Origin of the sequence: Bradyrhizobium sp. WSM3983, from assembly GCF_000473045.1 — a bacterium.
Classification (GTDB): Bacteria; Pseudomonadota; Alphaproteobacteria; order Rhizobiales; family Xanthobacteraceae; genus Bradyrhizobium.
Genome location: NZ_AXAY01000023.1, coordinates 42,987 through 64,451, shown reverse-complemented (window position 1 = coordinate 64,451; position 21,465 = coordinate 42,987). Strand labels below are relative to the sequence as shown.

Sequence of the window (21,465 nt, the reverse complement as noted above, 5' to 3'; positions counted from 1 at the left end):
AAAGGCATTGGCTTCTTAGAAAGGAAACGACATGAGCGGGACAGTGGCGGACCAATTCGTAAAGATCCTCGTCGCGGCTGGCGTCAAGCGAATGTATGGCATCGTCGGCGACAGCCTGAACGGACTGACGGACGCGATTCGTCGCGACGGCAAGATCGAATGGATCCATGTCCGGCACGAGGAGGTCGCAGCCTTCGCGGCAGGCGCCGACGCTCACCTTACCGGCGAGCTCGTCGTCTGCGCGGGCAGTTGCGGGCCCGGTAACCTGCATCTCATCAATGGGCTGTTCGACTGTCATCGCTCCAGGGTTCCGGTCCTCGCCATCGCCGCGCAAATTCCGTCGAGCGAAATCGGCTCCGGATATTTCCAGGAGACGCATCCGGAGCAGCTGTTCAAGGAATGCAGTCATTATTGCGAGGTCGTTTCCGGTGCCAACCAGATGCAGCGCACGCTCGAGCTCGCCATCCGGCAGGCCGTCACAAACCGCGGCGTCTCCGTGATCGTCATTCCGGGTGATGTCGCGCTGCAGCCTGCCGAAATGGGATCGGATCCGCAGCCCGCGAACCTGCTGCCGGCCCGACCGGCCGTGCCGGCAGCGAACGATGCCTTGGATCGATTGGCCGCACTGCTCAACGGAAACGGGCGCGTGACGATGCTCTGCGGCTCCGGCTGTCAAGGCGCGCATGATCAAGTCGTCGCTCTCGCCGAGCGCCTCAAGGCGCCTGTCGTTCACGCGCTGAGAGGCAAGGAACATGTCGAGTGGGATAACCCATATGACGTCGGCATGACTGGTCTCCTCGGCTTTTCATCGGGCTATTACGCGATGCTGGATTGCGACGTCCTGCTGATGCTTGGGACCGACTTCCCGTACCGACAGTTCTATCCGCGCGGTTCGGGGGTGAAGATCGCGCAGGTCGACCTGAGAGCGGAGGTCATCGGGCGACGAACTCCGGTCGATCTCGCCGTAATTGGCGACGTGGGCGCGACGGCTGACGCACTTCTGCCGCTCCTCAAGGAGAAGCGAGACGGTAGTCATCTTGCTCAGGCACGCGAACATTACGGTAAAGCACGCAAGGGCCTTGATGAGCTTGCTCGCGCGGGCAGCGGCAAGTTGATTCACCCGCAGCAGGTCGCGAAGTCCGTTAGCGATTTGGCTTCCGATGATGCGGTCTTCACCTGCGATGTCGGACTGCCGACGGTCTGGGCAGCGCGATATCTCGCGATGAACGGCAAGCGGCGGCTGATCGGGTCATTCTGGCACGGCTCGATGGCCAATGCGATGCCGCAGGCAATTGGCGCACAAGCCGCTTTTCCGGGACGACAGGTGATCTCGCTCTCGGGCGACGGGGGCGTCACCATGCTTATGGGCGACTTGCTCACGCTCGTGCAGCACCGCCTTCCCACGAAGGTGGTGGTGTTCAACAACGGCGCTCTCGGTTTCATCGAGCTCGAGCAGAAGGGCACCGGTTTCCTCGATTTTGGCACCGAGCTCAAGAACCCCAATTTTGCGGCCATGGCCGAAGCTGTCGGCATTCGCGGCATTCGGATCGAAGACCCCGCGAAGGTGGAGGAGGGAATCGCCGCGGCGTTTGCGCACGATGGCCCCGTTCTCATCGATGCCGTCGTCAGCCGCACAGAGCTTGCGGTACCGCCGTCGATAAACGTCGAGATGGCGAAGGGCTTCTCGCTCTACATGGTGAAGGCGATCATGAGCGGCCGGGCCGACGAGGTCATCGACCTCGCAAAGACCAATCTCTGGCGGTAAGGGCGGTCGCATCATGGAGATCACCGCGCTTCTTCTGTCGCGACTGCAGTTCGCGTTCACCGTTTCGTTTCACATCATCTTTCCGTCCTTCACGATCGGCCTGGCGGCGTGGCTCACTGTCCTGGAGGCCCTTCATCTCGCGACTGGGCGCCCGGCGTACCGCGTGCTGTTCGACTTCTGGCTTAAGATCTTCGCCGTGGCTTTCGGACTCGGCGTGGTCTCGGGGGTCGTCATGGCCTTCGAGATAGGCACCAACTGGAGCGACTTTTCACGGATGACGGGACCGATCCAGGGGGTGCTTCTCTCGTATGAAACATTCACTGCTTTTGCGCTAGAGGCGGGTTTCCTCGGCGTACTTCTGTTCGGCCGGCCGAAAGTCCCTGCGTGGTTCTACCTGTTTTCGACCGCAATGGTCGCCCTCGGCACCACGCTGTCGGCGTTCTGGATCATGATCAACAACAGCTGGATGCAAGTTCCGGTCGGCTATGTCGTCGAGAACGGAATGTTCGCGCCAAACGATTGGGCCAAGATCATCTTCAATTCGGTGGTCTGGTCGCGCTTTCCGCACATGCTTCTTGCAGCTTACCTGACCGGCGCATTCTGCGTGGCTGCGACGGGCGCCTGGTATTTGCTGCGGGGAATGTTTATCGCCGAAGCAAAAATCATGCTCCGTATGGGCTTGTATCTCGCGGCCGTGCTCGTTCCCGTCCAGATCATCTTCGGTCACCTCAACGGTGAATACGTTGTCCGCTACCAGCCCGCGAAGATGGCCGCCATCGAGGCGCGATGGCACAATGAACAGCCGGCATCCGAAGTGCTGCTGGCGTGGCCGGACGTCGCAAATCGGCGCAACCTTTTCGCGATCACTTTGCCACCGCCCTGGGGCAGTTTGATCGACTCTGACAGCCTCGACGCCGCGGAAGTTGGGCTCGATAGCATTCCTGAGAGCGATTGGCCGCCGATACTCATTCCTTTCTTCAGCTTCCGGATCATGGTCGGCTGCGGCGTCCTTATGTTGGCTCTGGCCTGGGTCGGATCATATCTGAGCCGCAAAGGGCGTCTGGCGCGAAACCGGACGGTGCTCTGGGCAACGTTTCTCAGCTTTCCTCTGCCCTTCGTCGCGACGTTGACCGGCTGGTTCACGGCCGAGGTGGGACGTCAGCCCTGGGTGGTCTACGGCGTGCTGAGAACCGTGGATGCGATGACGCCATTCCTCACGAAGGGCACGGCAATGATCTCGCTCATCGTTTTTGGCGCGATCTACAGTTTCATCTTTGCGTTCGGCATCTTCTACATCTACAGGCTGCTGCGTGCAGGACCGGTCGGTCGCCTTGGGCTGCCACCAACCGCCGTTCTTCCTAATCGGCCCCTGTCAGCCGTCGACCGGCCAGATGCGGCAGCTGCCCTCATTCACCTTCCGGCAGGAGAATAGCCATGGTCATGTTCTGGGTGACGATCCTTGCTGTCAGCATTCTACTTTATGTTTTACTGGACGGTTTCGATTTGGGCGTCGGCATGCTGTTCGGCTTGGCTTCCGACGAGCCGCGGAGACACGCTATCATAAGCGCGGTGGCGCCGGTCTGGGACGGCAACGAGACCTGGCTCGTCGTCTCGGGCGTGATCCTCTGGGGGGCGTTTCCGGTTGTCTATTCTGTGCTGATGTCGGCGTTCTATCTCCCGGTTCTGCTGATGTTGGCGGGCCTGATCCTGCGCGGCGTGGCCTTCGAGTTTCGCCACAAGACCGTGCGGATGCGCTGGATGTGGAACGCAAGCTTTGTGGGAGGCTCGCTTGTCGCAACATTCATGCAGGGCTTGATGGTGGGCGCTCTTGTGCAGGGTCTGCCGGTCTCCGGCGACCGGTATGCTGGCGGCGAATTCGGCTGGTTCAGTCCCTTTGCGATTGCTTGCGGTATCGGCCTGTGTGTCGGCTACGCGTTGCTCGGCGCCTGCTGGCTTGTGCGAAAATGCGAGGACGACGTCCGCGACCAGGCCTATCGCCTCATTCCTTGTCTATCTGCGGCGCTGCTCGTCTTCATGATCGTCGTGTTCGGCTATGCGCTGGTCGGACATTTTGCGGTGATGACGCGTTGGCTTGACCGGCCATCTTTGTTTGTTTTCCCGGTGGTTGGCGTGTTGGCCGCGATCACGCTCGCTGCCAGCGTTCACCGCCAACAGGACGCGCTCCCCTTTCCCATGGTCGCTCTCATCTTCCTGGCCGCGTTCGGCACGCTCGCGATCTCGTTCTGGCCGTACATGATTCCGTTCTCGGTTACGATCGAACAGGCAGCCGCTCCTCATTCGAGCCTTGCCTTCATGTTTTGGGGAGAGGGGCTCTTCGTATTCCCTCTCATGCTGCTCTACACCGTGATCAGCCTGACCGTGTTCAGAGGCAAAGTCGCAGCGTCAAGAGACCATTATTAGCCGGAAGAGCGTTGCAGACCTTCGCACTTCCAGCTGTTAACGGCCATCAGGCGCGACCATTTCGAGACATAAGAACGGAGCGATCACGAGATGTCCACACCCATCAGCAAGAGAATCGCACCGCCGCTGGGTCACCCCGCCAGCTACCAGTTGCTGCATGATCCGCGCCTCAACAAGGGCACCGCCTTCACCGAGGCTGAGCGCCGCGCCTGGGGTCTCGAAGGTCTTCTGCCCCCCGCCGTCACCAATATTGAATTGCAGGTATCACGCCGGCACGCCGAGATCGCCGCGCTCGACAATGATCTCCTGAAATACCTTGTGCTGTCGGATCTGCAGGCGCGCAACGAGACGCTCTACTACGCGACCCTGATGTCCGACCCGGCCACCTATATGCCGCTGGTCTACACGCCGACCGTCGGAGAAGCCTGCCAGAAGTTCGGGCACATCTTCCGCCAGCCGCGCGGCATGTATCTGCCGATCGGCGCGCGCGGTCGGATCAAGGAATTGCTTTCCAACTGGCCGGAAAAGGACGTGCGTTTCATCGTCGTCACTGACGGTGAGCGCATCCTCGGCCTCGGCGATCTCGGCGCCGGCGGCATGGGCATTCCGATCGGCAAGCTCGCGCTCTATACCGCCTGCGCCGGCGTTCCGCCGCAAGGCTGCCTGCCGGTCGTTCTCGATGTCGGCACGAACAACGAGACCCTGCTCGATGACCCGCTCTATCTGGGGCTGCGGCAGCACCGCGAGCGCGGCGACGCCTATATGGCCTTTGTCGACGAGTTCGTAACTGTCGTGCAGCAGCTCTACCCGAAATGCTGCATCCAGTGGGAGGATTTCGCGAACATCAATTCCGTCCCGATTCTCGCGCGCTATCGGGACAAGATCTGCACCTTCAACGACGACATCCAGGGTACTGCCGGGGTGGCGTTGGCCGGCATCCTCGCCGCTTCCCGCCTCACAGGGAAGAAGCTCGCCGAGCAGCGATTCCTGTTTCTCGGTGCGGGGTCGGCTGCAACCGGCATCGCCGAGTTGATCAGCCTCGCGATGACGCGCGAGGGCATGGATCCCGCCGAGGCGCGTCGGCGCAACGCGCTGTTCGACGTCCACGGGCTGCTGGTGACCTCGCGCACCGATCTGGCCGAATTTCAGAAGCCGTTCGCCCAGGACCGGGCGCCGCTCTCCACTTTCGCCGAGGCTGTTGAGTCAGTGCGACCGACCGGCATCATCGGGGTCAGCGCCGTTCCGAAACTGTTCAATCAGGCGGTGATCAGCGCGATGGCGCGCGTCAACGAGCGGCCGATCATCTTCCCCTATTCGAACCCGACCTCGCGCTCCGAGTGCACGGCCGAGGAGGCTTATCGCTGGTCGAACGGGCGGGCCATTTTTGCCAGCGGCAGCCCGTTCCCGCCGGTGGAGATCGCCGGCCGGCGCTTCGTCCCGGGCCAAGGCAACAACGTCTACATCTTCCCGGCGCTGGGCATGGCGGTGTTTGCCACGGAGGCGACCCGGGTGACGGACGAGATGTTCCTAGTCGCTGCGCAAGCCGTCGCCGAGCAGGTCACCGAAGATAACCTCTCGGTCGGACTGATCTATCCGCCGCAGAGCCGTATACTCGAAGCATCGCTCCATGTCGCGGAGCGGGTCGCGGCCTGCATTTTCGACCAGGGGCTCGCCGGCGTGAAGCGACCTGACGATATCAGCGCGCTGATCCGCAGCCGCGTCTACCGTCCCGGCTATCTGGGGTGATGCGGATGGCCGACGTGTTGCAACGCGATCCCGATCAGGACTTAACTCGTGCAAATCCGCGCTCTGAGACGGCGACGCTGCACCTCTGCGACCGCGTTGGCGCCACGGCGCTGCACCGCATCGTCGTCGTGGGCGGCGGTGCAGCAGGGCTCGAGCTCGTCACCCGGCTCGGCGATCGCCTCGGCCGCAAATCACGGGCGTCCATTACCCTGGTGGAGTCGGCCCGGACCCATCTCTGGAAACCGCTTCTGCACGCGGTGGCGGCAGGAAGCATTGATCCCGGCGAATACGAGGTGAACTATCTCGCGCAGGCGCATTGGCACGGCTTCAGATATCACTTCGGCGAGATGATTGGGCTTGATCGCACCAGCAAGGAAGTGCATCTCGCCGCCACCTTCGACGACGAGGGGCGCCAGATCACGCCACCGCGCGCGGTCGGATACGACACATTGGTGATCGCCATTGGCAGCGTGACCAACGATTTCGGGACGCCAGGCGTCGCAGAATATGCCGTTCCGCTTGAAACGCCCGCACAGGCAGAGCGGTTCAACCGGCGACTTGTCAACGCCTGCCTGCGCGCGCAAACACAGCCGGGCCCGGTGCGGCCGGGCCAGCTTCACGTGGTTGTGGTCGGGGCTGGCGCGACCGGCACCGAATTGGCCGCTGAGCTCTATCGTACCACGCGCGAGGTGGTCGCCTACGGCCTTGACCACATCGATCCGGAGCGCGACATCCGCGTGGTGCTGATCGAGGCCACGTCGCGCATCCTGCCTGGCCTGCCGGAGCACATCTCCGATGCCACGCACCGCCTGCTCGACCAGATCGGTGTCAAGGTCCGCACCGGCGCAAGGGTCAAGGAGGTGACGCTGGAGGGTGTTACGCTCGCCGACGGCTCGTTCGTCGCCTCGGAGCTCGTCGTATGGGCGGCCGGGGTCAAGGCACCGGAGGTACTGGGCCGGCTCGACGGCCTCGAAAGCAATCGCATCAATCAGCTCGTAGTCGAGCCGACACTGCAGACGACGCGCGATCCCGCAATCTTCGCGATCGGCGACTGCGCTGCCTGTCCGCGCCCCGGCGCATCCACCGCGGTTCCGCCGCGGGCGCAGGCCGCGCATCAGGAGGCGGCGCACATGGTGCGCCAGATCGAGCGGCGGCTGCGCGGGCAGCGGCTGCGAGCGTACAAGTACCGCGACTTCGGCTCGCTGGTTTCGCTCGGCAGATGGAGCACGATCGGAAACCTGATGGGCTTCCTGTACGGCCGCAGCATCTTCGTCGCGGGCCTGTTTGCCCGGGTCATGTATCTCTCGCTGCGCATCATGCACGAGCGCGCGCTGGGTGGCACCCCGCGGGCACTGCTCGCTCTCGTCGCCCGCGCTCTGACGCATCGGACCGGCCCGCCGGTAAAGTTGCATTGATATCGCAGCTTTCGAGGCAATGATCCACCAACTCGAAATCGCCTCAGGACGGTGGTCATGCCAACGAACGAAGCAAGCGCGCTGGAGCGCTCGGTGTCTGCGTTGCACCGATCGCCGTGATCCTACTCGCCACCGCATGCGGAGCTCACGATATCCGATGCTGAAACCAACTCGGAGCGTACCAGGGCCGATCTACGCGTCGGCTTCGCGAATTCGGCAGCTCCAATGACGAAGGCATCGTTTCGATTGGTTCCGCCGTTGCTGACGCTCACGGCCGCAGGGTTTGCCCTGGTGCTTGGCTGGGCAATGTGGGAATCGTATATGGCAACGCCCTGGACACGTGATGGTACCGTTCGCACCTATGTCGTGACCATCGCGCCGGAGGTAGAGGGACGTATTGTTCAGCTACCGGTGGCCGACAATCAGTTCGTGCACAAGGGCGATCTGCTGCTGGGGATCGATCCGACGAACTACAGGATTGCGCTCCAGCTGGCTGAAGCAGCCGTCGCGCAGGCTCAGGCCACGGCCCAGAATGCGCAGCGACAAGCAGAGCGTCGCCGCATGATGACCGATCTGGCGGAGACCATCGAAGACAGACAGACCTATGAGGCCAATGCCGCCGCGACCCAGGCGCAATACCAGCAGGCTGTCGCCAACCGCGATCAGGCGAAGGTCAATCTGGAGCGCACCGAGCTCCGTTCTCCGGTGAACGGGTGGGTGACCAATCTCTTGGCGCGACTCGGAGACTATGCCGGCGTTGGACGAAACACGATCTCGGTCGTCGACGCCGATTCCTTCTGGGTGGATGCATATTTCGAGGAAACGCAACTTGCCCTCATGCACGAAGGTGATCCTGCCAGCATCAAGTTGATGGGCTACAGGCAGGTCGTGCACGGCGAAGTCGGCGGCGTGGCGCGCGGCATCAATATCGCAAACGCGCAATCCGACCCGCAAGGGCTGGCTATGGTGAATCCGATTTTCACCTGGGTACGCCTCGCTCAACGCATACCTGTGCGCATCCGGATCGATCACGTACCTGCTGGAGTTCGGCTGGTCGCCGGCATGACAGCGACGGTCCAGATCGAGCCCCGAGATAGGCCACGCGGGAACTGAGCGAGGGCTGATCACACGGGCTTCAGTTGCGCATCGCCCGCGTCTGCAAGTGCCCGGCGAAGCAGGCATAAAGATGCTCGGCGCAGTCGCTGAGCTAGACTAAACAAGCGCAAGATCTCGCCCAATACGGCAATAACTACAAAGCCCCGCCTTTCGGGCGCTGCTAGATCAGAAGTGCCTGGCGACCCCCATCCTCCTCACAGACCAGGCCCGCTGCGGCCGTCCATGCGTCCCTAAATGGACGGCCGCTTCCTTCCTTGTTGCCGGACGTGCACTCCATGTGCCGCCGGATGGCCGGTCGACTGCTCCAATGGAGTGCCAGAATGCATGACATTACGAGACCAACACGCCTTGTTGGCCTATCTGGGAGCTTGCGCAAAGCCTCCTATTCACGTGCGACCTTGTCGGGCCTGCGTGACAATCTTCCGCTGTCGATAGACCTTGAAATCTGCGATCTGCAGCTTCCGCTCTATAACGAGGACGAGGACCGAGCCGATGGGCCGGAGCAAGTGCGGCTGCTTCGAAAGGCCATTGGTGCCAGCGACGGCGTTGTCATCGTGACGCCGGAGTACAATCACGGCATTCCGGGCGTATTGAAAAATGCCCTGGATTGGGCCTCACGCCCATTTGGAAAGTCCGTGCTGATCGACAAGCCGGTGCTGGTCATAACGGTCTCGCCTGCCTTTACTGGCGGAGTCCGAGCCCATGCGCAGGTCAACGAGACGCTCCTCTCGATTCCTGCCCGCATCATGGCCGGGCCACAGGTCGTCCTCGGGGGCATTGCAACAAAGGTCAAAGGCGGCATCGTCGATACCCATTACCTCGCCTTCACTCTGGAAGCTATCGATCGGCTGGCCACCATGTCACGACAACGGACGTGACCGAGCGTTGGAGATTGCAAGATGAAGATCGGCGTCATCGGACTTGGTCAGATGGGCAGCGGACTGGCCTTGTCGCTCCTGCGGGCCGGCCATAGTGTCACGGTCTACAACCGCACGGCAGCAAAGGCCGGCGAATTGCTGAAAAAGGGCGCTGTCGCGGCGCCGCGCATATCTGACGCGTGTAGTGGCGATGTTATCATCACCATGCTGGCCAATGATGCGGCGGTTGAGAGCGTCGTCTATGGCGCCGATGGGCTGCTCGCGAGCCTGCCTAAGGGCCGGGTCCATGTCTCATCGAGCACGATCAGCGTGGCGCTTTCAGAGCGCCTTGCGGCTGATCACGCGAAGGCCGGCCAGCGGTTCGTCGCGGCACCGGTGTTTGGGCGCCCTGATGTTGCAGCGGCCGGAAATCTCTCCGTCGTTGTCGGTGGCGACAACGACGCGGTCCAGGCTGCCGTACCTGTTTTCAATGCAATCGGGAAGAAGACGTTCGTGGTTTCCGACAAGCCCAAGACTGCCAATCTCGTGAAACTCAGCGGCAACTTTCTCATTGCATCCGTCATCGAGTCATTGGGCGAGGCCGTCGCGCTTGTCGCCAAGGATGGCGTCGACCGCCAAGCATATGTCGACATGCTGACGTCCACCCTGTTCGACGCGCCCGTCTACAAGACTTACGGCAAGCTGATCGTTGAGCGAAAGTTCGAGCCCGCAGGCTTTGCTGCGCCACTCGGTTACAAGGATATCCGGCTCGTGCTGGCGGCTGCCGACGATTTGCGCGTTCCCATGCCGGTCGCAAGTCTGCTTCGCGATCGCTTCCTGACTTTGCTGGCTCACGGCGGTGACAGGCTCGACTGGTCTGCGGTCGGATCATTGGCCAGCCGGGATTCCGGCACCTCTTGATCCCTGGCGAACCAACAATCCATTCCGGAGGTTGGACGAACCTGCAAGGCGCCGAGCCGCCTTGCAGCGATGAGCGTTGCTGCGCTCAATTCCCGCATCCGCATCAACGGCAAGAATGGCGCAGCACGAGCAATTTGCGCCAAGCCGCGCCGTGCTCATCACCTACTATTCGGAAGCAAGAAGGCGTTCGCCGGGCGACACCCGGCGCCGCGGGGAATCACACCGGTGAAGATGCGCGGCGCGGACGTCGCAGCGGGGCGCTGGCTGTTGCCGGAGTTCCTCGCGACCGCACCCGCGAACCATAAGGATGGAAAGAGATGCAACACGCTACGATAACGGAAGCGAGTTTCAGGCCCAAAGCCGCCTCGGCCGTCGAGGCCGGATTTCATCCGGTTCACCGGATCCTAACGCCGTTTCCCGTCGCCTATTTTACGGGCGCACTCGCAACCGATCTCGCCTATTGGCGGACTGCGGACGTGATGTGGGAAGATTTCTCGGCCTGGCTGATCACGGCCGGCCTGATCGTGGCCGGCCTGGCGCTCATCACCGCCGTGATCGAAGTTGCAACCGGCAGGCAAAAGGCAGCTTGGGCGCGCGTGACTGGCTATGTATTCGCAGTCCTCCTCGCGTTGGTGAATATCTTGGTCCACAGCCGCGACGCTTACACCGCCGTTGTGCCGACGGGCCTGATGCTCTCGGCGCTCGTCGTCATCATTCTGTTAGCTATGGCCCCAACCGGTTGGGTCCTCACCTCCCCTCGTAATGTTGGAGCAGACACGTGATGCCCATCCTCAAGACTGCCCGCGCCAACCTGCCGCGTCTTGCCACCGTCTTTGTCGCGGTTGCCGGCCTGGGGCTCGCAAGCTGCGACGACAGCGGGGGCGACCCACGAAGCCAGATCGGCGCGCATCCCACGCTGCCCGCCCTGCAGCAATATGTGGTGCCGCCAATCCGGATTGCGGAGCCGGTCGGATGGGGAAACGATGAAAAGCCGACCGTGCCGCAGGATCTGCAGGCCCAGGTAATGGCCACCGGCTTGGCCCATCCGCGCTCGCTTTATGTGCTTCCGAACGGCGACGTGCTGGTGGTTGAGAGCAACGGCCCGAAGGCGCCGATTTACCGTCCCAAGGACATTATCACTGGCTGGGTAAAGTGGTTCGCCGGCGCCTCAGCAAAGGACGCAAACCGCATCACGCTGCTGCGCGATGCCAATGGCGATGGCATTCCAGAAGTCCGGACCGTCTTTCTGGACCATCTGAATTCTCCTTTTGGCGTCGCGCTCGTCGGTAACGACCTTTACGTCGCCAATACCGATGCAATCGTCCGCTATCCCTACCAGGAAGGACAGACCAGCATCACGGCTGCGCCGACCAAACTGACTGACCTTCCCGGCGGTCCGATCGATCATCACTGGACGAAGCCGCTGTTGGCGAGTCCGGATGGCTCGAAGCTTTATGTCGGGATCGGCTCCAACAGCAACATCACCGAAAACGGGATCGGAGCCGAATATGAGCGGGCCGCGATCTGGGAGGTCGACCGTGCATCCGGCGCCCATCGCATTTTCGCCAGCGGAACGCGCAACCCGACCGGCCTTCAGTGGGAGCCCGAAACTGGCAAACTCTGGGCTATCGTCAACGAACGCGACGAGATCGGACCAGACCTAGTCCCGGACTATCTGACCGCGGTGCAGGACAGAGGCTTCTATGGCTGGCCCTACAGCTATTACGGCCAGCACCTGGACCCGCGAGTCCAGCCACAGCGCCCAGATCTGGTGGCCACAGCGATTGTGCCGGACTACGCCCTAAGCTCCCACGTGGCGCCACTCGGCGTAGCAATTTACTCGGGCGGCGATCTCCCCGCCAACTATCGAAGCGGTGCCTTCGTCGGCGAACACGGAAGCTGGGATCGAACTCCACTCAGCGGCTATAAGGTAGTTTTCGTACCGTTTAGCGGCGGAAAGCCCAGCGGGCCGGCGCGGGACGTCGTCACAGGTTTCCTTGATGAAAACAATCACGCCCGCGGACGGCCCGTCGGTCTCGCGCTCGATCGCGCAGGCAGATTGCTGATCGCCGACGACGTTGGAAACACGGTTTGGCGTGTGTCGTCAGTTCGCCCGAGCCCCAAGCCAGCCACTTAGCAACAGACACTCCACGCTGCGGCGCCGGCCGAGAAATCGATTCAAGACCCGGCATGCGCCGGGTCTTTGTCGTTGCGTCTTTTCCGGATGCGTGCACCACGCTTCCGTCCTGCTCGAGCGCGCGTTTCGTTCAGCCCGATGAACGCAAGTATAGTGGAGACGCCCGTCAAGCGTGCCCATCTCCCGCCTGTCGCGACGCTCGTGGCCTTCCGCGGCCATGCCGGCCGCGGACAATGACTGTGGGCGGACAACCGCCCGCTTGAAAGGAGAATGTCATGAGAAGACGAATGACGATGATTATGGCAACTGCGCTGCTCGCCGGCAGCCTTGTGGCCACTGCTGCGCAGGCGCGCGGTGGTGGTGGTGGTGGTGGCGGCGGGGGACACGGCGGCGGTGGCGGATTTGGCGGAGGAGGCCCTATGGGCGGCGGCTTCGGCGGAGGCCATATCGGTGGGTTTGGCGGAGGTCACATGGGCGGCTTTGGTGGAGCCCACATCGGCGGGTTTGGCGGGACTCATTTTGGAAGTCACGTCGGTGGCTTTGGCTCAGGTCACATGGCGCATGTAGGTCGCGCCCATTTTGGACGACGCCGTTACGCTCACGGCTTTTACGACTATGGCCTCGATTGCCCATATTACCGGCCGTACGCCGGGCGATACTCCTGCAACTACGACTACTACTGATCGGTTGGCCGGCTCGACGCGACAGCAGACCGCAATGAGGAATTTCATTGCGGTCTCTCTGGACCTTTTTCCGCCAGACTCTCGGTCGCAGGGGCCGAGCAAACAGCACAGGCGTATTCCACACTCGCGGCCCTTCGATACCGAAGTACATACGAAGATACCAAGTTGCGATAACGCCAAACCCGAGTGCAATAACGAGGACTAAGCGATCTCCGTTACTCTCGCACCTGATGACTGGTCTTCCAAAGCTGGTCGCTTCGGTGCTCGCCCCAAAGACGCGGCTGAAACGGAGAATGCCAATGAGATCCTCCCTGATTGCGGCGGTGCTTCCGGCACTCCTTTTCTGCAACGTCGCTATCGCGCAGGGAATACCGGCGCCAACCCCGAGCCTGAGCCCGACGTCGCCGCTTGGCCTGGGAACGGGTACGACGGTTTCCCCGACCATTCCTCTCGGCGCCACCGAACTCGCGTCCCCCGGAATCAGTCCAGCTCCCACAGGCGTAACGGGCACAATCGCGATGCCGGGCAGCACCACCTCATGTTCGACGGCGGGGACCTCACCGTCGACGATGTCTGGATCGACCTCCACATACGACGGCGGCGGATTGGCTGTTGGCGGTGCAACGCCGGCCGCCGCCGCAACCTCTGGAATGTCGACATCGGGGATCTGCGGCTCCGGCTCGGGAAGCGTCGCTGCATCGTCGGCTCCAACGTCAATGTCGCCCACGACGACGGGAGGCGTCGCTCAAACCGGCATTCCCTTGGGATCCACCGAGATCGGCAATCTCGGAGTCAGCTCCGCAGCGCCAGTGCCGATCACAGGAGTCTCGCCCACCACGGGTAGCGTGGCGACTAGCGTGGCCCCAATGGCCCCCTCTGCGTCCTCCCCGCCCTAGGCCTCAACTACCGACACAACCGTCACGATCGGAACGTCAATCCTTCCAGGCCAGTGAGACTGATCTCTCATTCGCAAACGAGAGCAAGCATGAAAAAGAAGGTCATCGTTCCCGCTGCCTTGCTGATCGCCGCTCTTGCGGCCGGCGGCCTCCTCTACTTCACACGCGCTGACCCCGTCGAAGCTACCGCCACGCCCGCGGCTCCGCCCGCGGTGCCCGTCGTCGGCGGCGTAGTCGCCCAGCATGATGTTCCGATCTATCTAAGCGGCGTCGGGACCGTGATCGCGTACAACACCGACGTCGTGCGTGCTCAGATCCAGGGAGAGATCGTCAGCATCAACTTCACAGAAGGTCAGGCGGTCCATGCCGGCGATCTGCTCGCGCAGATTGATCCGCGTCCTTACCAGGCGATGGTCGAGCAGTACACGGGTAATCTGCAGCGGGATCAGGCGCAGCTTGCGAACGCCCAGGCTAACCTCATCCGCTACAACACGTTGGGCAAGAACGGCTGGGCCACGCCGCAACTGATTGAAACTCAGAAGGCGCAGGTCGGGCAGCTCCAGGCGGCCATCAAGACCGATCAAGCGTTGATCGATGCCGCGAACGTGCAACTCGGCTACACCCGCCTCACATCCCCGATCGACGGCGTGGTCGGGATACGTCAGATCGATGTCGGCAACATCATCAGCCCGTCTACCACGAACGGACTCGTCGTCGTCACGCAGATCAATCCGATCTCGCTGATCTTCACGCTTCCCGAGACTGTTCTCCCGCAAATCCAGCAGCAACAGCAAAGGACCAACGCCCCGCTCCCGGTCCTTGCCTACAGCCAGGACAATACAATCCTGCTCGACCAAGGCCTGCTTGGTCTTGTCAACAACGAGATCCTGCAGACGACGGGTTCGATTCAACTCAAAGCGAATTTCCCCAACCAATCGCACCGGCTCTGGCCCGGCCAACTCGTCAATGCCCGACTGCTTGTCGATACAAGACACAACGGCCTGACCGTTGCCGCCTCGGCTGTTCAGCAGGGGCCGAACGGATCTTATGTCTACGCCATCAATTCCGACAGCACGGTCCAGATCCGGCCGGTCAAGGTCACGCAGATCGGCGGCGGCCAGGCGCTCATCGATTCCGGTCTTACGGCCAACGAGCAGGTCGTGGTCGACGGACAATACAGGCTGCAACCGGGCACGCGTGTTACGCTGCTGCACGGAACGGCGGCGGATGAGGCTATCGCACAGAGCGCTCAACAGGCGCCGATCCCATGAACCTATCTGCCCCGTTCATCCATCGGCCGATCGCTACCGCTCTTCTGATGGTCGGATTGCTGGTCGGAGGCCTGGTCAGCTATCCACTGTTGCCGGTGGCCTCGCTGCCCAACGTCAATTTCCCGACCCTCCAGGTCACGGCGCGGTTGCCAGGCGCTGATCCGCAGACGATGGCCTCTTCGGTGGCGACGCCGCTTGAGTTGCAGTTCGGCCAGATCCCGGGCCTCACCCAGATGACATCGGCGAGCGCGCTAGGCTTTGTCCAGGTCACGTTGCAGTTCGATTTGAGCCGCGCCATCGATGGAGCAGTGAGTGACACGCTCTCGGCGATCAACGCTGCGCAAGCGCAGCTACCCCTGAACATGCCGTATCCGCCCACGATCCGTAAGGTTAATCCGGCCGACACGCCGATCCTCGTACTCGCCTTGACCTCTGACAGCCTGCCGCTGACGACGGTCGACGCATATGCAGAAAACATCCTGCTGCAAAAGATCTCGCAGATATCCGGCGTTGGTCTCGTGGGTATCGCAGGTCAGCAGAAGCCCGCCATCCGCGTGCAGCTCGATCCGCAGGCGCTCGCTGCTCGCGGCATCAGCCTTGAGGACGTACGCACGGTACTAGGACAAGCCAACGTCGATTTGCCCAAAGGCACCCTTAACAGCCCGCGCCTGACCTACACGCTCAATACCAACGATCAGCTGCTCAAGGCCGACGACTACGCCAATCTGATCCTCGCCTATCGCAATGGAGCGACGGTTCGCGTCCGTGACGTCGGCCGCGTGATCAGCGCGGCCGAGAACGACCTGATCGCAGGCTGGTACAACCAGGACCGGGCGATCATCCTGCCGATCCAGCGCCAGCCTGGCGCCAACGTCATCGAGACCGTCGAGAATATCAAGAAAATGATGCCGACGCTCCAGGCCTCGATCCCGCCGGCCATCAAAGTCAGTATCATTACCGATCGGACCGAAACCATCCGAGCCTCGGTGGGCGACGTGCAGTTCACGTTGCTGCTCACCATCGCGTTGGTGGTCATGGTAATTTTCGTGTTCCTGCGCAATTTTTGGGCGACGATCATTCCGGCGGTGACGGTGCCGCTCTCGCTGGTCGGCAGCTTCGCGGTTCTCTATGAGCTCGGCTACAGCCTGGATAACCTCTCGCTGATGGCATTGTCGATCGCCGTCGGCTTCGTGGTCGACGATGCCGTCGTGGTGATCGAGAACATCGTGCGGCATATGGAGCTCGGCTCATCGCCGTTCGAAGCGGCGCTGAAGGGTGCCGGCGAGATCGGCTTCACCATCGTATCGATTACGTTGTCCCTGATTGCCGTCTTCATTCCGCTGTTCCTGATGGGCGGATATGTCGGCCTGTTGTTCCGGGAATTCGCGATCACAGTTAGCGCGGCTCTGGTGTTGTCGCTGCTGATCTCGCTGACGCTTACGCCGATGATGTGCGCATATCTACTCAAGCACGAGAGCAAGCAGCACGGACGGCTCTACCGGCTTTTCGAACGTGGCTTCGATGGCTTGCTCAACCTCTATGAGGCCGGCCTCAAGATCGTGCTGCGTCACCGGTTCATCACGCTGATGATGATGCTCTGCACTATCGCGCTAACCGGATATCTCTACGTGATAATCCCGAAAGGCTTCTTTCCGCAGCAGGACACCGGATTGATCATAGGCCTGTCCGAGGCGGCACAGGATATCTCATTCCAGGGGATGGCCGAGCGCCAGCAGGCGTTGCTGAACGCCGTAATGCAGGATCCTGCGGTCGCCTCGGTCGGGTCGGGCGTCGGCGCCGGCGGCGGCAACACGACAGTCAACAATGGCCGTGTTTTCATTGCGCTCAAGCCCCAGACTCAGCGCGCCAGCATGGACCAGGTGATCGCGCGGCTGCGCACCAACCTCGCCAAGATACCGGGGATCACGCTCTACATGCAGGCCGCGCAGGATATTACCATCGGCGGACGGATATCGAAGACGCAGTACCAGTACACATTGGCGGATGCCGACCCGGGCGAGCTGAATCATTGGGCGGCGCTCTTTCTAGAGCGGATAAAGGCTACTAAGGGCGCCGCCGACGTCACCACCGATCAGCTCAATGCCGGACCGATGCTCGACATCTCGATCAAGCGCGACGTCGCCTCGAGCTACGGTATCCAGCCCTATGCAATCGACAACACGCTCTCCGATGCCTTCGGTCAGCGTATTGTCTCAACCATGTTTACGACGCTGAATCAGTATCACGTCGTCATGGAGGTTGATCCCAAGTTCCAGTATGGGCCCGAGGCCCTCAACGGCATCTATGTCAACTCATCGAGCGGGCAGCAGGTGCCCTTGTCCACCTTGGTCGATAGTGCGGTGACGGTCGCTCCGCTCGTGGTCAACCATCAAGGCCAATTTCCGTCGGTGACGATCTCGTTCAATCTGATGCCGGGCACCGCGATCGGCCAGGTCGTCGGCGCGATCCAACAGGCTGAAAGGGACCTGCATAAGCCGCTCTCGCTTCAGACTAGCTTTCAAGGCAACGCCCAGGCATTTGGCGCAGCGCTTTCGAGCACGCCGATCCTGATCGTCGCCGCGCTCTTCGTCATCTACATCATCCTCGGTGTGCTCTATGAGAGCCTGATTCATCCGATCACCATCATCTCGACCCTGCCGTCGGCCGGCCTCGGTGCGCTGCTTCTGCTGATGGCGGTTCATTTCGATCTGAGCGTGATCGCGATCGTGGGCATCATCCTGCTCATCGGCATTGTCAAGAAGAACGGCATCATGCTGGTCGATTTTGCCTTGCACGTCGAACATGAGCAAGGGTTGACCGCCGAGGAGTCCATTTATCAGGCCTGCATCATGCGCTTCAGGCCGATCCTGATGACCACGATGGCGGCGCTCCTTGGCGGCGTTCCGATGATGCTCGGCAGTGGGAACGGATCGGAGCTTCGTCAGCCGCTCGGCTATGCCATTGTCGGCGGCCTCGCTCTCTCGCAGCTGCTCACTCTCTATACGACGCCGGTTGTCTATATCTATCTCGATCGGCTGCAGACCAGGCTGTTTGGCGGGAGGAAGCCGGCCGCCGCAAGCCAGGCTGCCCCCGCGCCTGCTGAATGAACGATGACGACGAAAGGGCTCCGATCAGTGGCACGACCTGACTCCCACCCTGATGTAACGCGGATTTCGTATGCGGCCCACCGCTGCTTTCTAAATCCCGCCTGTTGCGCTTCGTCGATCCAGACCGTTCGTTTCAGGCGTCGGTCTCTTGACGGACGGGGCAGCTGAGATGAGCGCAGAGGAGAACAAGGATCGTTGCGGACTAACCAATCGAAGCCTGAATGCACCTTCTGCCGACAACCGCGGTTCAGGCTACTTCGCTGACATTCGACGCTTCTCATTGCTCGAGCGAGAACGGGAATATCAGCTCGCCAAGCGCTGGCGAGACCATGGTGATCGTGATGCTGCGGACCAAATCGTCACCAGCCATCTGCGGCTGGCCGCCAAAATCGCGATGAGATATCGCGGCTATGGTCTGCCGACCTCGGAATTAATATCGGAAGGCAATGTCGGCCTAATGCAGGCCGTTCAACGCTTCGAGCCCGATATGGGATTTCGTTTTTCCACCTACGCAATGTGGTGGATTAAAGCCGCGATACAGGACTACATCCTGAGATCCTGGTCGTTGGTGAAGATCGGCACGACTGCGAACCAGAAAAAGCTGTTCTTCAAGCTACGGTCGGCCAAGGCCAAGATCGCCGCTCTCGATAACGCCAGTTTGCGCCCTGAACAGGTGACGGAAATTGCAACGACGCTGGGGGTGACGGACCAGGACGTGGTAGATATGAATGGACGCCTCGCCGGCGACACATCGCTAAACTCACCGGTACGCGAAGGAGAACAGCCCAGCGAATGGCAAGACTATCTCGTTGATGAGAGCCCATCTCCGGAAACCATCGTCCTTAACCACGACGAAATGGATCACCGGCAGGAAGCGCTCGCTCGCGCTATCAGCGTACTCGATCATCGAGAGCGGCGCATCTTTGAGGCGCGTCATCTCATCGATGATCCACCAACGCTGGAGGATCTTGCACTCGAATTCAACGTTTCGCGCGAGCGCATTCGCCAGATCGAGGTGCGCGCCTACGAGAAGGTACGGATTGCAGCGAGGCGATCCTTGGAACGAACCCTGCAAGGAGCAATACACGCGTAGCGACGATCGTAATCCGCGCAACTTTTCACCAAACGCCGCAATCTCGGCCGAGTGCTCCTAACCGGGAGCTCGCATAATGAGTGCTCCGAGCGCGATTCCCAAAGGGCACCATGAGTACGACCGCCATCCATATCGTAAGCCCGGCTCAGTTTGATACCGGAACAGCCCAGACGCCAGGCTCTCAGCGTCGCGCGGCTATCGCTCCAGCGCTGGGTATCGCATCGACCATTTGGGGCGGTCTGTTCGAAGTGGCCCCTGGATTGCGTACAGGAATCCACCATCACGGACAGCAAGATACGATCGCCTACGTCCTTTCCGGTATCTGTGAAGTGCGCTGGGGTGACAGAGGCGAATTCGTTGCACATGCGAAGGTCGGCGATTTCATTCACGTCCCGGCTTTCCTGCCGCATATGGAAATCAACCCTTCGAAGCTGGAGCCGTTTCGGTGGGTTGTCGTACGTAGCACAGCGACGCCCATCGTGGTCAACCTGCCGGACGACACCTGGACCTAGGGTCAAACGCTGCGGCCGCGTATCGGCCGGACTGGGCCGCATTCGGGCCGGGAGCTTCCATGAACTACGACACATTCTTTGCCAACGCCTTGAGCCGGCTGAAGCACGAGCAGCGCTATCGTGTCTTCGCAGATCTTGAACGTATCGCTGGCCGCTTCCCGCACGCCATCTGGCATTCTCCCGGCGGCCCGCGCGAAGTGGTGATCTGGTGCTCGAACGACTATCTCGGAATGGGCCAGCACCCGAAGGTGATTGGCGCCATGACAGCGACCGCGACGCGCCTCGGCGCCGGCGCCGGCGGGACACGAAACATCGCCGGTACCAATCATCCCCTGATCGAGTTGGAGCATGAACTGGCCGATTTGCACCGCAAGGAGGCGGCTCTCGTTTTTACGTCGGGTTACGTGTCAAACCAGACCGGAATCTCGACGATCGGAAAGGTCATTCCAGACTGCCTGATCCTCTCCGATGAGCTCAACCACAATTCGATGATCGAAGGCGCGCGTCAATCCGGTTGCGAGAAGCAAATCTGGCGGCACAACGACGTCGACCATCTCGAACGATTGTTGCGGGCGGCCAGACAGGATCGGCCGAAGCTGATCGTCTTTGAAACTGTTTATTCCATGGATGGCGACGTGGCGCCGATGCACCGCATCTGCGACCTCGCCGAACACTACGGCGCGATGACCTATGCGGACGAGGTGCACGCAGTGGGCATGTACGGCTCCTGCGGTGCCGGCGTGGCGGAACGCGAGGGGGTGATGGACCGGATCGACGTTCTGGAAGGCACACTCGCCAAGGCGTTCGGCTGCATGGGCGGATACATTGCGGGAAACAGCATCTTGATCGACGCGGTACGCTCGTATGCGCCAGGCTTTATCTTTACCACTGCTTTGCCGCCGCCGATTTGCGCCGCTGCCACCGCCGCGATCCGACACCTGAAGGCTTCGAATTGGGAACGCGAGCGACATCAGGAACGAGCAGCGCGCGTCAAAGCCGTGCTCACCACCGCCGCGTTGCCAGTTATGCCGAGCGAGACCCATATCGTGCCGGTGCTGGTCGGAGATCCCGAGAGGTGCAAGACGGCCTGCGATCTGTTGCTCACTGACCACGGCATTTACATCCAGCCGATCAACTATCCCACGGTGCCGCGCGGAACTGAACGGCTGCGGATTACACCAACCCCCTACCACGACGACATGCTCGTAGATGCTCTCGCCCACGCACTGGTGGATGTATGGGCAAGACTAGAGCTTGCGCCCAAGAGCTGGTCGGCAGCAGCCGAATAAGCGGTTCGTCTTTGCGTCCAACAATTGGTGGCCGCTGGGTTAACGCCGCCCCTCGCAGATAGAAGCAACTCCAACACAGCCGCGGCAATGGAGCCACAGCCCTCACAAACATAAAGGCTACATTCTGCTCCAGCCGGTCTTTTGCGGATGCAGTTGTCGCAACAAACGAGGTTGCCAACAGAAACGGGCAGCCGCACCGCGGCGACGTTGCCGGCATACTAACGCCTCGCATACAG

Annotated in this window: 16 protein-coding genes; all 16 read left to right on the top strand. The window is 61.4% G+C overall.

Annotation, left to right across the window (positions count from 1 at the left end):
- The first annotated feature begins 31 nt into the window (after nucleotides 1-31).
- Nucleotides 32-1,765, top strand: coding sequence for a ubiquinone-dependent pyruvate dehydrogenase (gene poxB / locus YUA_RS0127205; RefSeq protein ID WP_027533549.1), 1,734 nt, complete (start codon nucleotides 32-34; stop codon nucleotides 1,763-1,765).
- A gap of 13 nt (nucleotides 1,766-1,778) precedes the next feature.
- Nucleotides 1,779-3,197 carry a cytochrome ubiquinol oxidase subunit I gene (locus YUA_RS0127200; RefSeq protein ID WP_027533548.1) on the top strand — a complete coding sequence of 473 codons (1,419 nt, stop codon included), beginning with the start codon at nucleotides 1,779-1,781 and terminating at the stop codon, nucleotides 3,195-3,197.
- 2 nt (nucleotides 3,198-3,199) lie between these two features.
- Nucleotides 3,200-4,186, top strand: coding sequence for a cytochrome d ubiquinol oxidase subunit II (cydB, locus tag YUA_RS0127195; protein WP_027533547.1), 987 nt, complete (start codon nucleotides 3,200-3,202; stop codon nucleotides 4,184-4,186).
- A gap of 90 nt (nucleotides 4,187-4,276) precedes the next feature.
- Nucleotides 4,277-5,932, top strand: coding sequence for an NAD-dependent malic enzyme (locus tag YUA_RS0127190; protein ID WP_051383389.1), 1,656 nt, complete (start codon nucleotides 4,277-4,279; stop codon nucleotides 5,930-5,932).
- Nucleotides 5,933-5,937: 5 nt separating this feature from the next.
- Entirely contained in the window at nucleotides 5,938-7,347 is a 1,410-nt protein-coding gene (locus YUA_RS0127185) for an NAD(P)/FAD-dependent oxidoreductase (RefSeq protein ID WP_084292903.1), read from the top strand.
- Nucleotides 7,348-7,572: 225 nt separating this feature from the next.
- Nucleotides 7,573-8,460: an HlyD family secretion protein gene (locus YUA_RS0127180; protein WP_027533544.1), complete on the top strand. Its 888-nt coding sequence runs from the start codon at nucleotides 7,573-7,575 to the stop codon at nucleotides 8,458-8,460.
- A 323-nt stretch (nucleotides 8,461-8,783) separates the two neighbouring features.
- On the top strand, nucleotides 8,784-9,341 hold the full coding sequence (locus YUA_RS0127175) for an NADPH-dependent FMN reductase (RefSeq protein WP_051383388.1): 558 nt from the start codon (nucleotides 8,784-8,786) through the stop codon (nucleotides 9,339-9,341).
- 21 nt (nucleotides 9,342-9,362) lie between these two features.
- A complete protein-coding gene (locus YUA_RS0127170) occupies nucleotides 9,363-10,241 on the top strand; it encodes an NAD(P)-dependent oxidoreductase (RefSeq protein WP_027533542.1) in 879 nt (292 codons plus the stop codon).
- Between the two features lie 317 nt (nucleotides 10,242-10,558).
- Entirely contained in the window at nucleotides 10,559-11,023 is a 465-nt protein-coding gene (locus tag YUA_RS45115) for a DUF2231 domain-containing protein (protein ID WP_051383387.1), read from the top strand.
- Complete coding sequence (locus tag YUA_RS0127160; RefSeq protein ID WP_084292892.1) at nucleotides 11,023-12,378, top strand: sorbosone dehydrogenase family protein; 1,356 nt, start codon at nucleotides 11,023-11,025, stop codon at nucleotides 12,376-12,378. The genes YUA_RS45115 and YUA_RS0127160 overlap by 1 nt, the downstream gene beginning before the upstream one ends.
- 287 nt (nucleotides 12,379-12,665) lie before the next feature.
- Complete coding sequence (locus tag YUA_RS51200; protein ID WP_198029508.1) at nucleotides 12,666-13,061, top strand: hypothetical protein; 396 nt, start codon at nucleotides 12,666-12,668, stop codon at nucleotides 13,059-13,061.
- Nucleotides 13,062-14,046: 985 nt separating this feature from the next.
- Nucleotides 14,047-15,228 carry an efflux RND transporter periplasmic adaptor subunit gene (locus tag YUA_RS0127145; RefSeq protein ID WP_027533539.1) on the top strand — a complete coding sequence of 394 codons (1,182 nt, stop codon included), beginning with the start codon at nucleotides 14,047-14,049 and terminating at the stop codon, nucleotides 15,226-15,228.
- Nucleotides 15,225-18,335: an efflux RND transporter permease subunit gene (locus tag YUA_RS0127140; protein ID WP_027533538.1), complete on the top strand. Its 3,111-nt coding sequence runs from the start codon at nucleotides 15,225-15,227 to the stop codon at nucleotides 18,333-18,335. The genes YUA_RS0127145 and YUA_RS0127140 overlap by 4 nt, the downstream gene beginning before the upstream one ends.
- Nucleotides 18,336-18,504: 169 nt before the next feature.
- Nucleotides 18,505-19,428 carry an RNA polymerase sigma factor RpoH gene (gene rpoH / locus YUA_RS0127135; RefSeq protein ID WP_051383410.1) on the top strand — a complete coding sequence of 308 codons (924 nt, stop codon included), beginning with the start codon at nucleotides 18,505-18,507 and terminating at the stop codon, nucleotides 19,426-19,428.
- 110 nt (nucleotides 19,429-19,538) lie between these two features.
- On the top strand, nucleotides 19,539-19,940 hold the full coding sequence (locus tag YUA_RS45105) for a cupin domain-containing protein (RefSeq protein WP_051383385.1): 402 nt from the start codon (nucleotides 19,539-19,541) through the stop codon (nucleotides 19,938-19,940).
- 59 nt (nucleotides 19,941-19,999) lie between these two features.
- Nucleotides 20,000-21,229, top strand: coding sequence for a 5-aminolevulinate synthase (gene hemA / locus YUA_RS0127125; protein ID WP_027533536.1), 1,230 nt, complete (start codon nucleotides 20,000-20,002; stop codon nucleotides 21,227-21,229).
- Nucleotides 21,230-21,465 lie beyond the last annotated feature (236 nt).

Excerpts from the sequence above, each read along its gene's own strand:
- poxB (WP_027533549.1), top strand. The coding sequence starts at position 32 with ATGAGCGGGACAGTGGCGGACCAATTCGTAAAGATCCTCGTCGCGGCT.
- YUA_RS0127200 (WP_027533548.1), top strand. The coding sequence starts at position 1,779 with ATGGAGATCACCGCGCTTCTTCTGTCGCGACTGCAGTTCGCGTTCACC.
- cydB (WP_027533547.1), top strand. The coding sequence starts at position 3,200 with ATGGTCATGTTCTGGGTGACGATCCTTGCTGTCAGCATTCTACTTTAT.
- YUA_RS0127190 (WP_051383389.1), top strand. The coding sequence starts at position 4,277 with ATGTCCACACCCATCAGCAAGAGAATCGCACCGCCGCTGGGTCACCCC.
- YUA_RS0127185 (WP_084292903.1), top strand. The coding sequence starts at position 5,938 with ATGGCCGACGTGTTGCAACGCGATCCCGATCAGGACTTAACTCGTGCA.
- YUA_RS0127180 (WP_027533544.1), top strand. The coding sequence starts at position 7,573 with ATGACGAAGGCATCGTTTCGATTGGTTCCGCCGTTGCTGACGCTCACG.
- YUA_RS0127175 (WP_051383388.1), top strand. The coding sequence starts at position 8,784 with ATGCATGACATTACGAGACCAACACGCCTTGTTGGCCTATCTGGGAGC.
- YUA_RS0127170 (WP_027533542.1), top strand. The coding sequence starts at position 9,363 with ATGAAGATCGGCGTCATCGGACTTGGTCAGATGGGCAGCGGACTGGCC.
- YUA_RS45115 (WP_051383387.1), top strand. The coding sequence starts at position 10,559 with ATGCAACACGCTACGATAACGGAAGCGAGTTTCAGGCCCAAAGCCGCC.
- YUA_RS0127160 (WP_084292892.1), top strand. The coding sequence starts at position 11,023 with ATGCCCATCCTCAAGACTGCCCGCGCCAACCTGCCGCGTCTTGCCACC.
- YUA_RS51200 (WP_198029508.1), top strand. The coding sequence starts at position 12,666 with ATGACGATGATTATGGCAACTGCGCTGCTCGCCGGCAGCCTTGTGGCC.
- YUA_RS0127145 (WP_027533539.1), top strand. The coding sequence starts at position 14,047 with ATGAAAAAGAAGGTCATCGTTCCCGCTGCCTTGCTGATCGCCGCTCTT.
- YUA_RS0127140 (WP_027533538.1), top strand. The coding sequence starts at position 15,225 with ATGAACCTATCTGCCCCGTTCATCCATCGGCCGATCGCTACCGCTCTT.
- rpoH (WP_051383410.1), top strand. The coding sequence starts at position 18,505 with ATGAGCGCAGAGGAGAACAAGGATCGTTGCGGACTAACCAATCGAAGC.
- YUA_RS45105 (WP_051383385.1), top strand. The coding sequence starts at position 19,539 with ATGAGTACGACCGCCATCCATATCGTAAGCCCGGCTCAGTTTGATACC.
- hemA (WP_027533536.1), top strand. The coding sequence starts at position 20,000 with ATGAACTACGACACATTCTTTGCCAACGCCTTGAGCCGGCTGAAGCAC.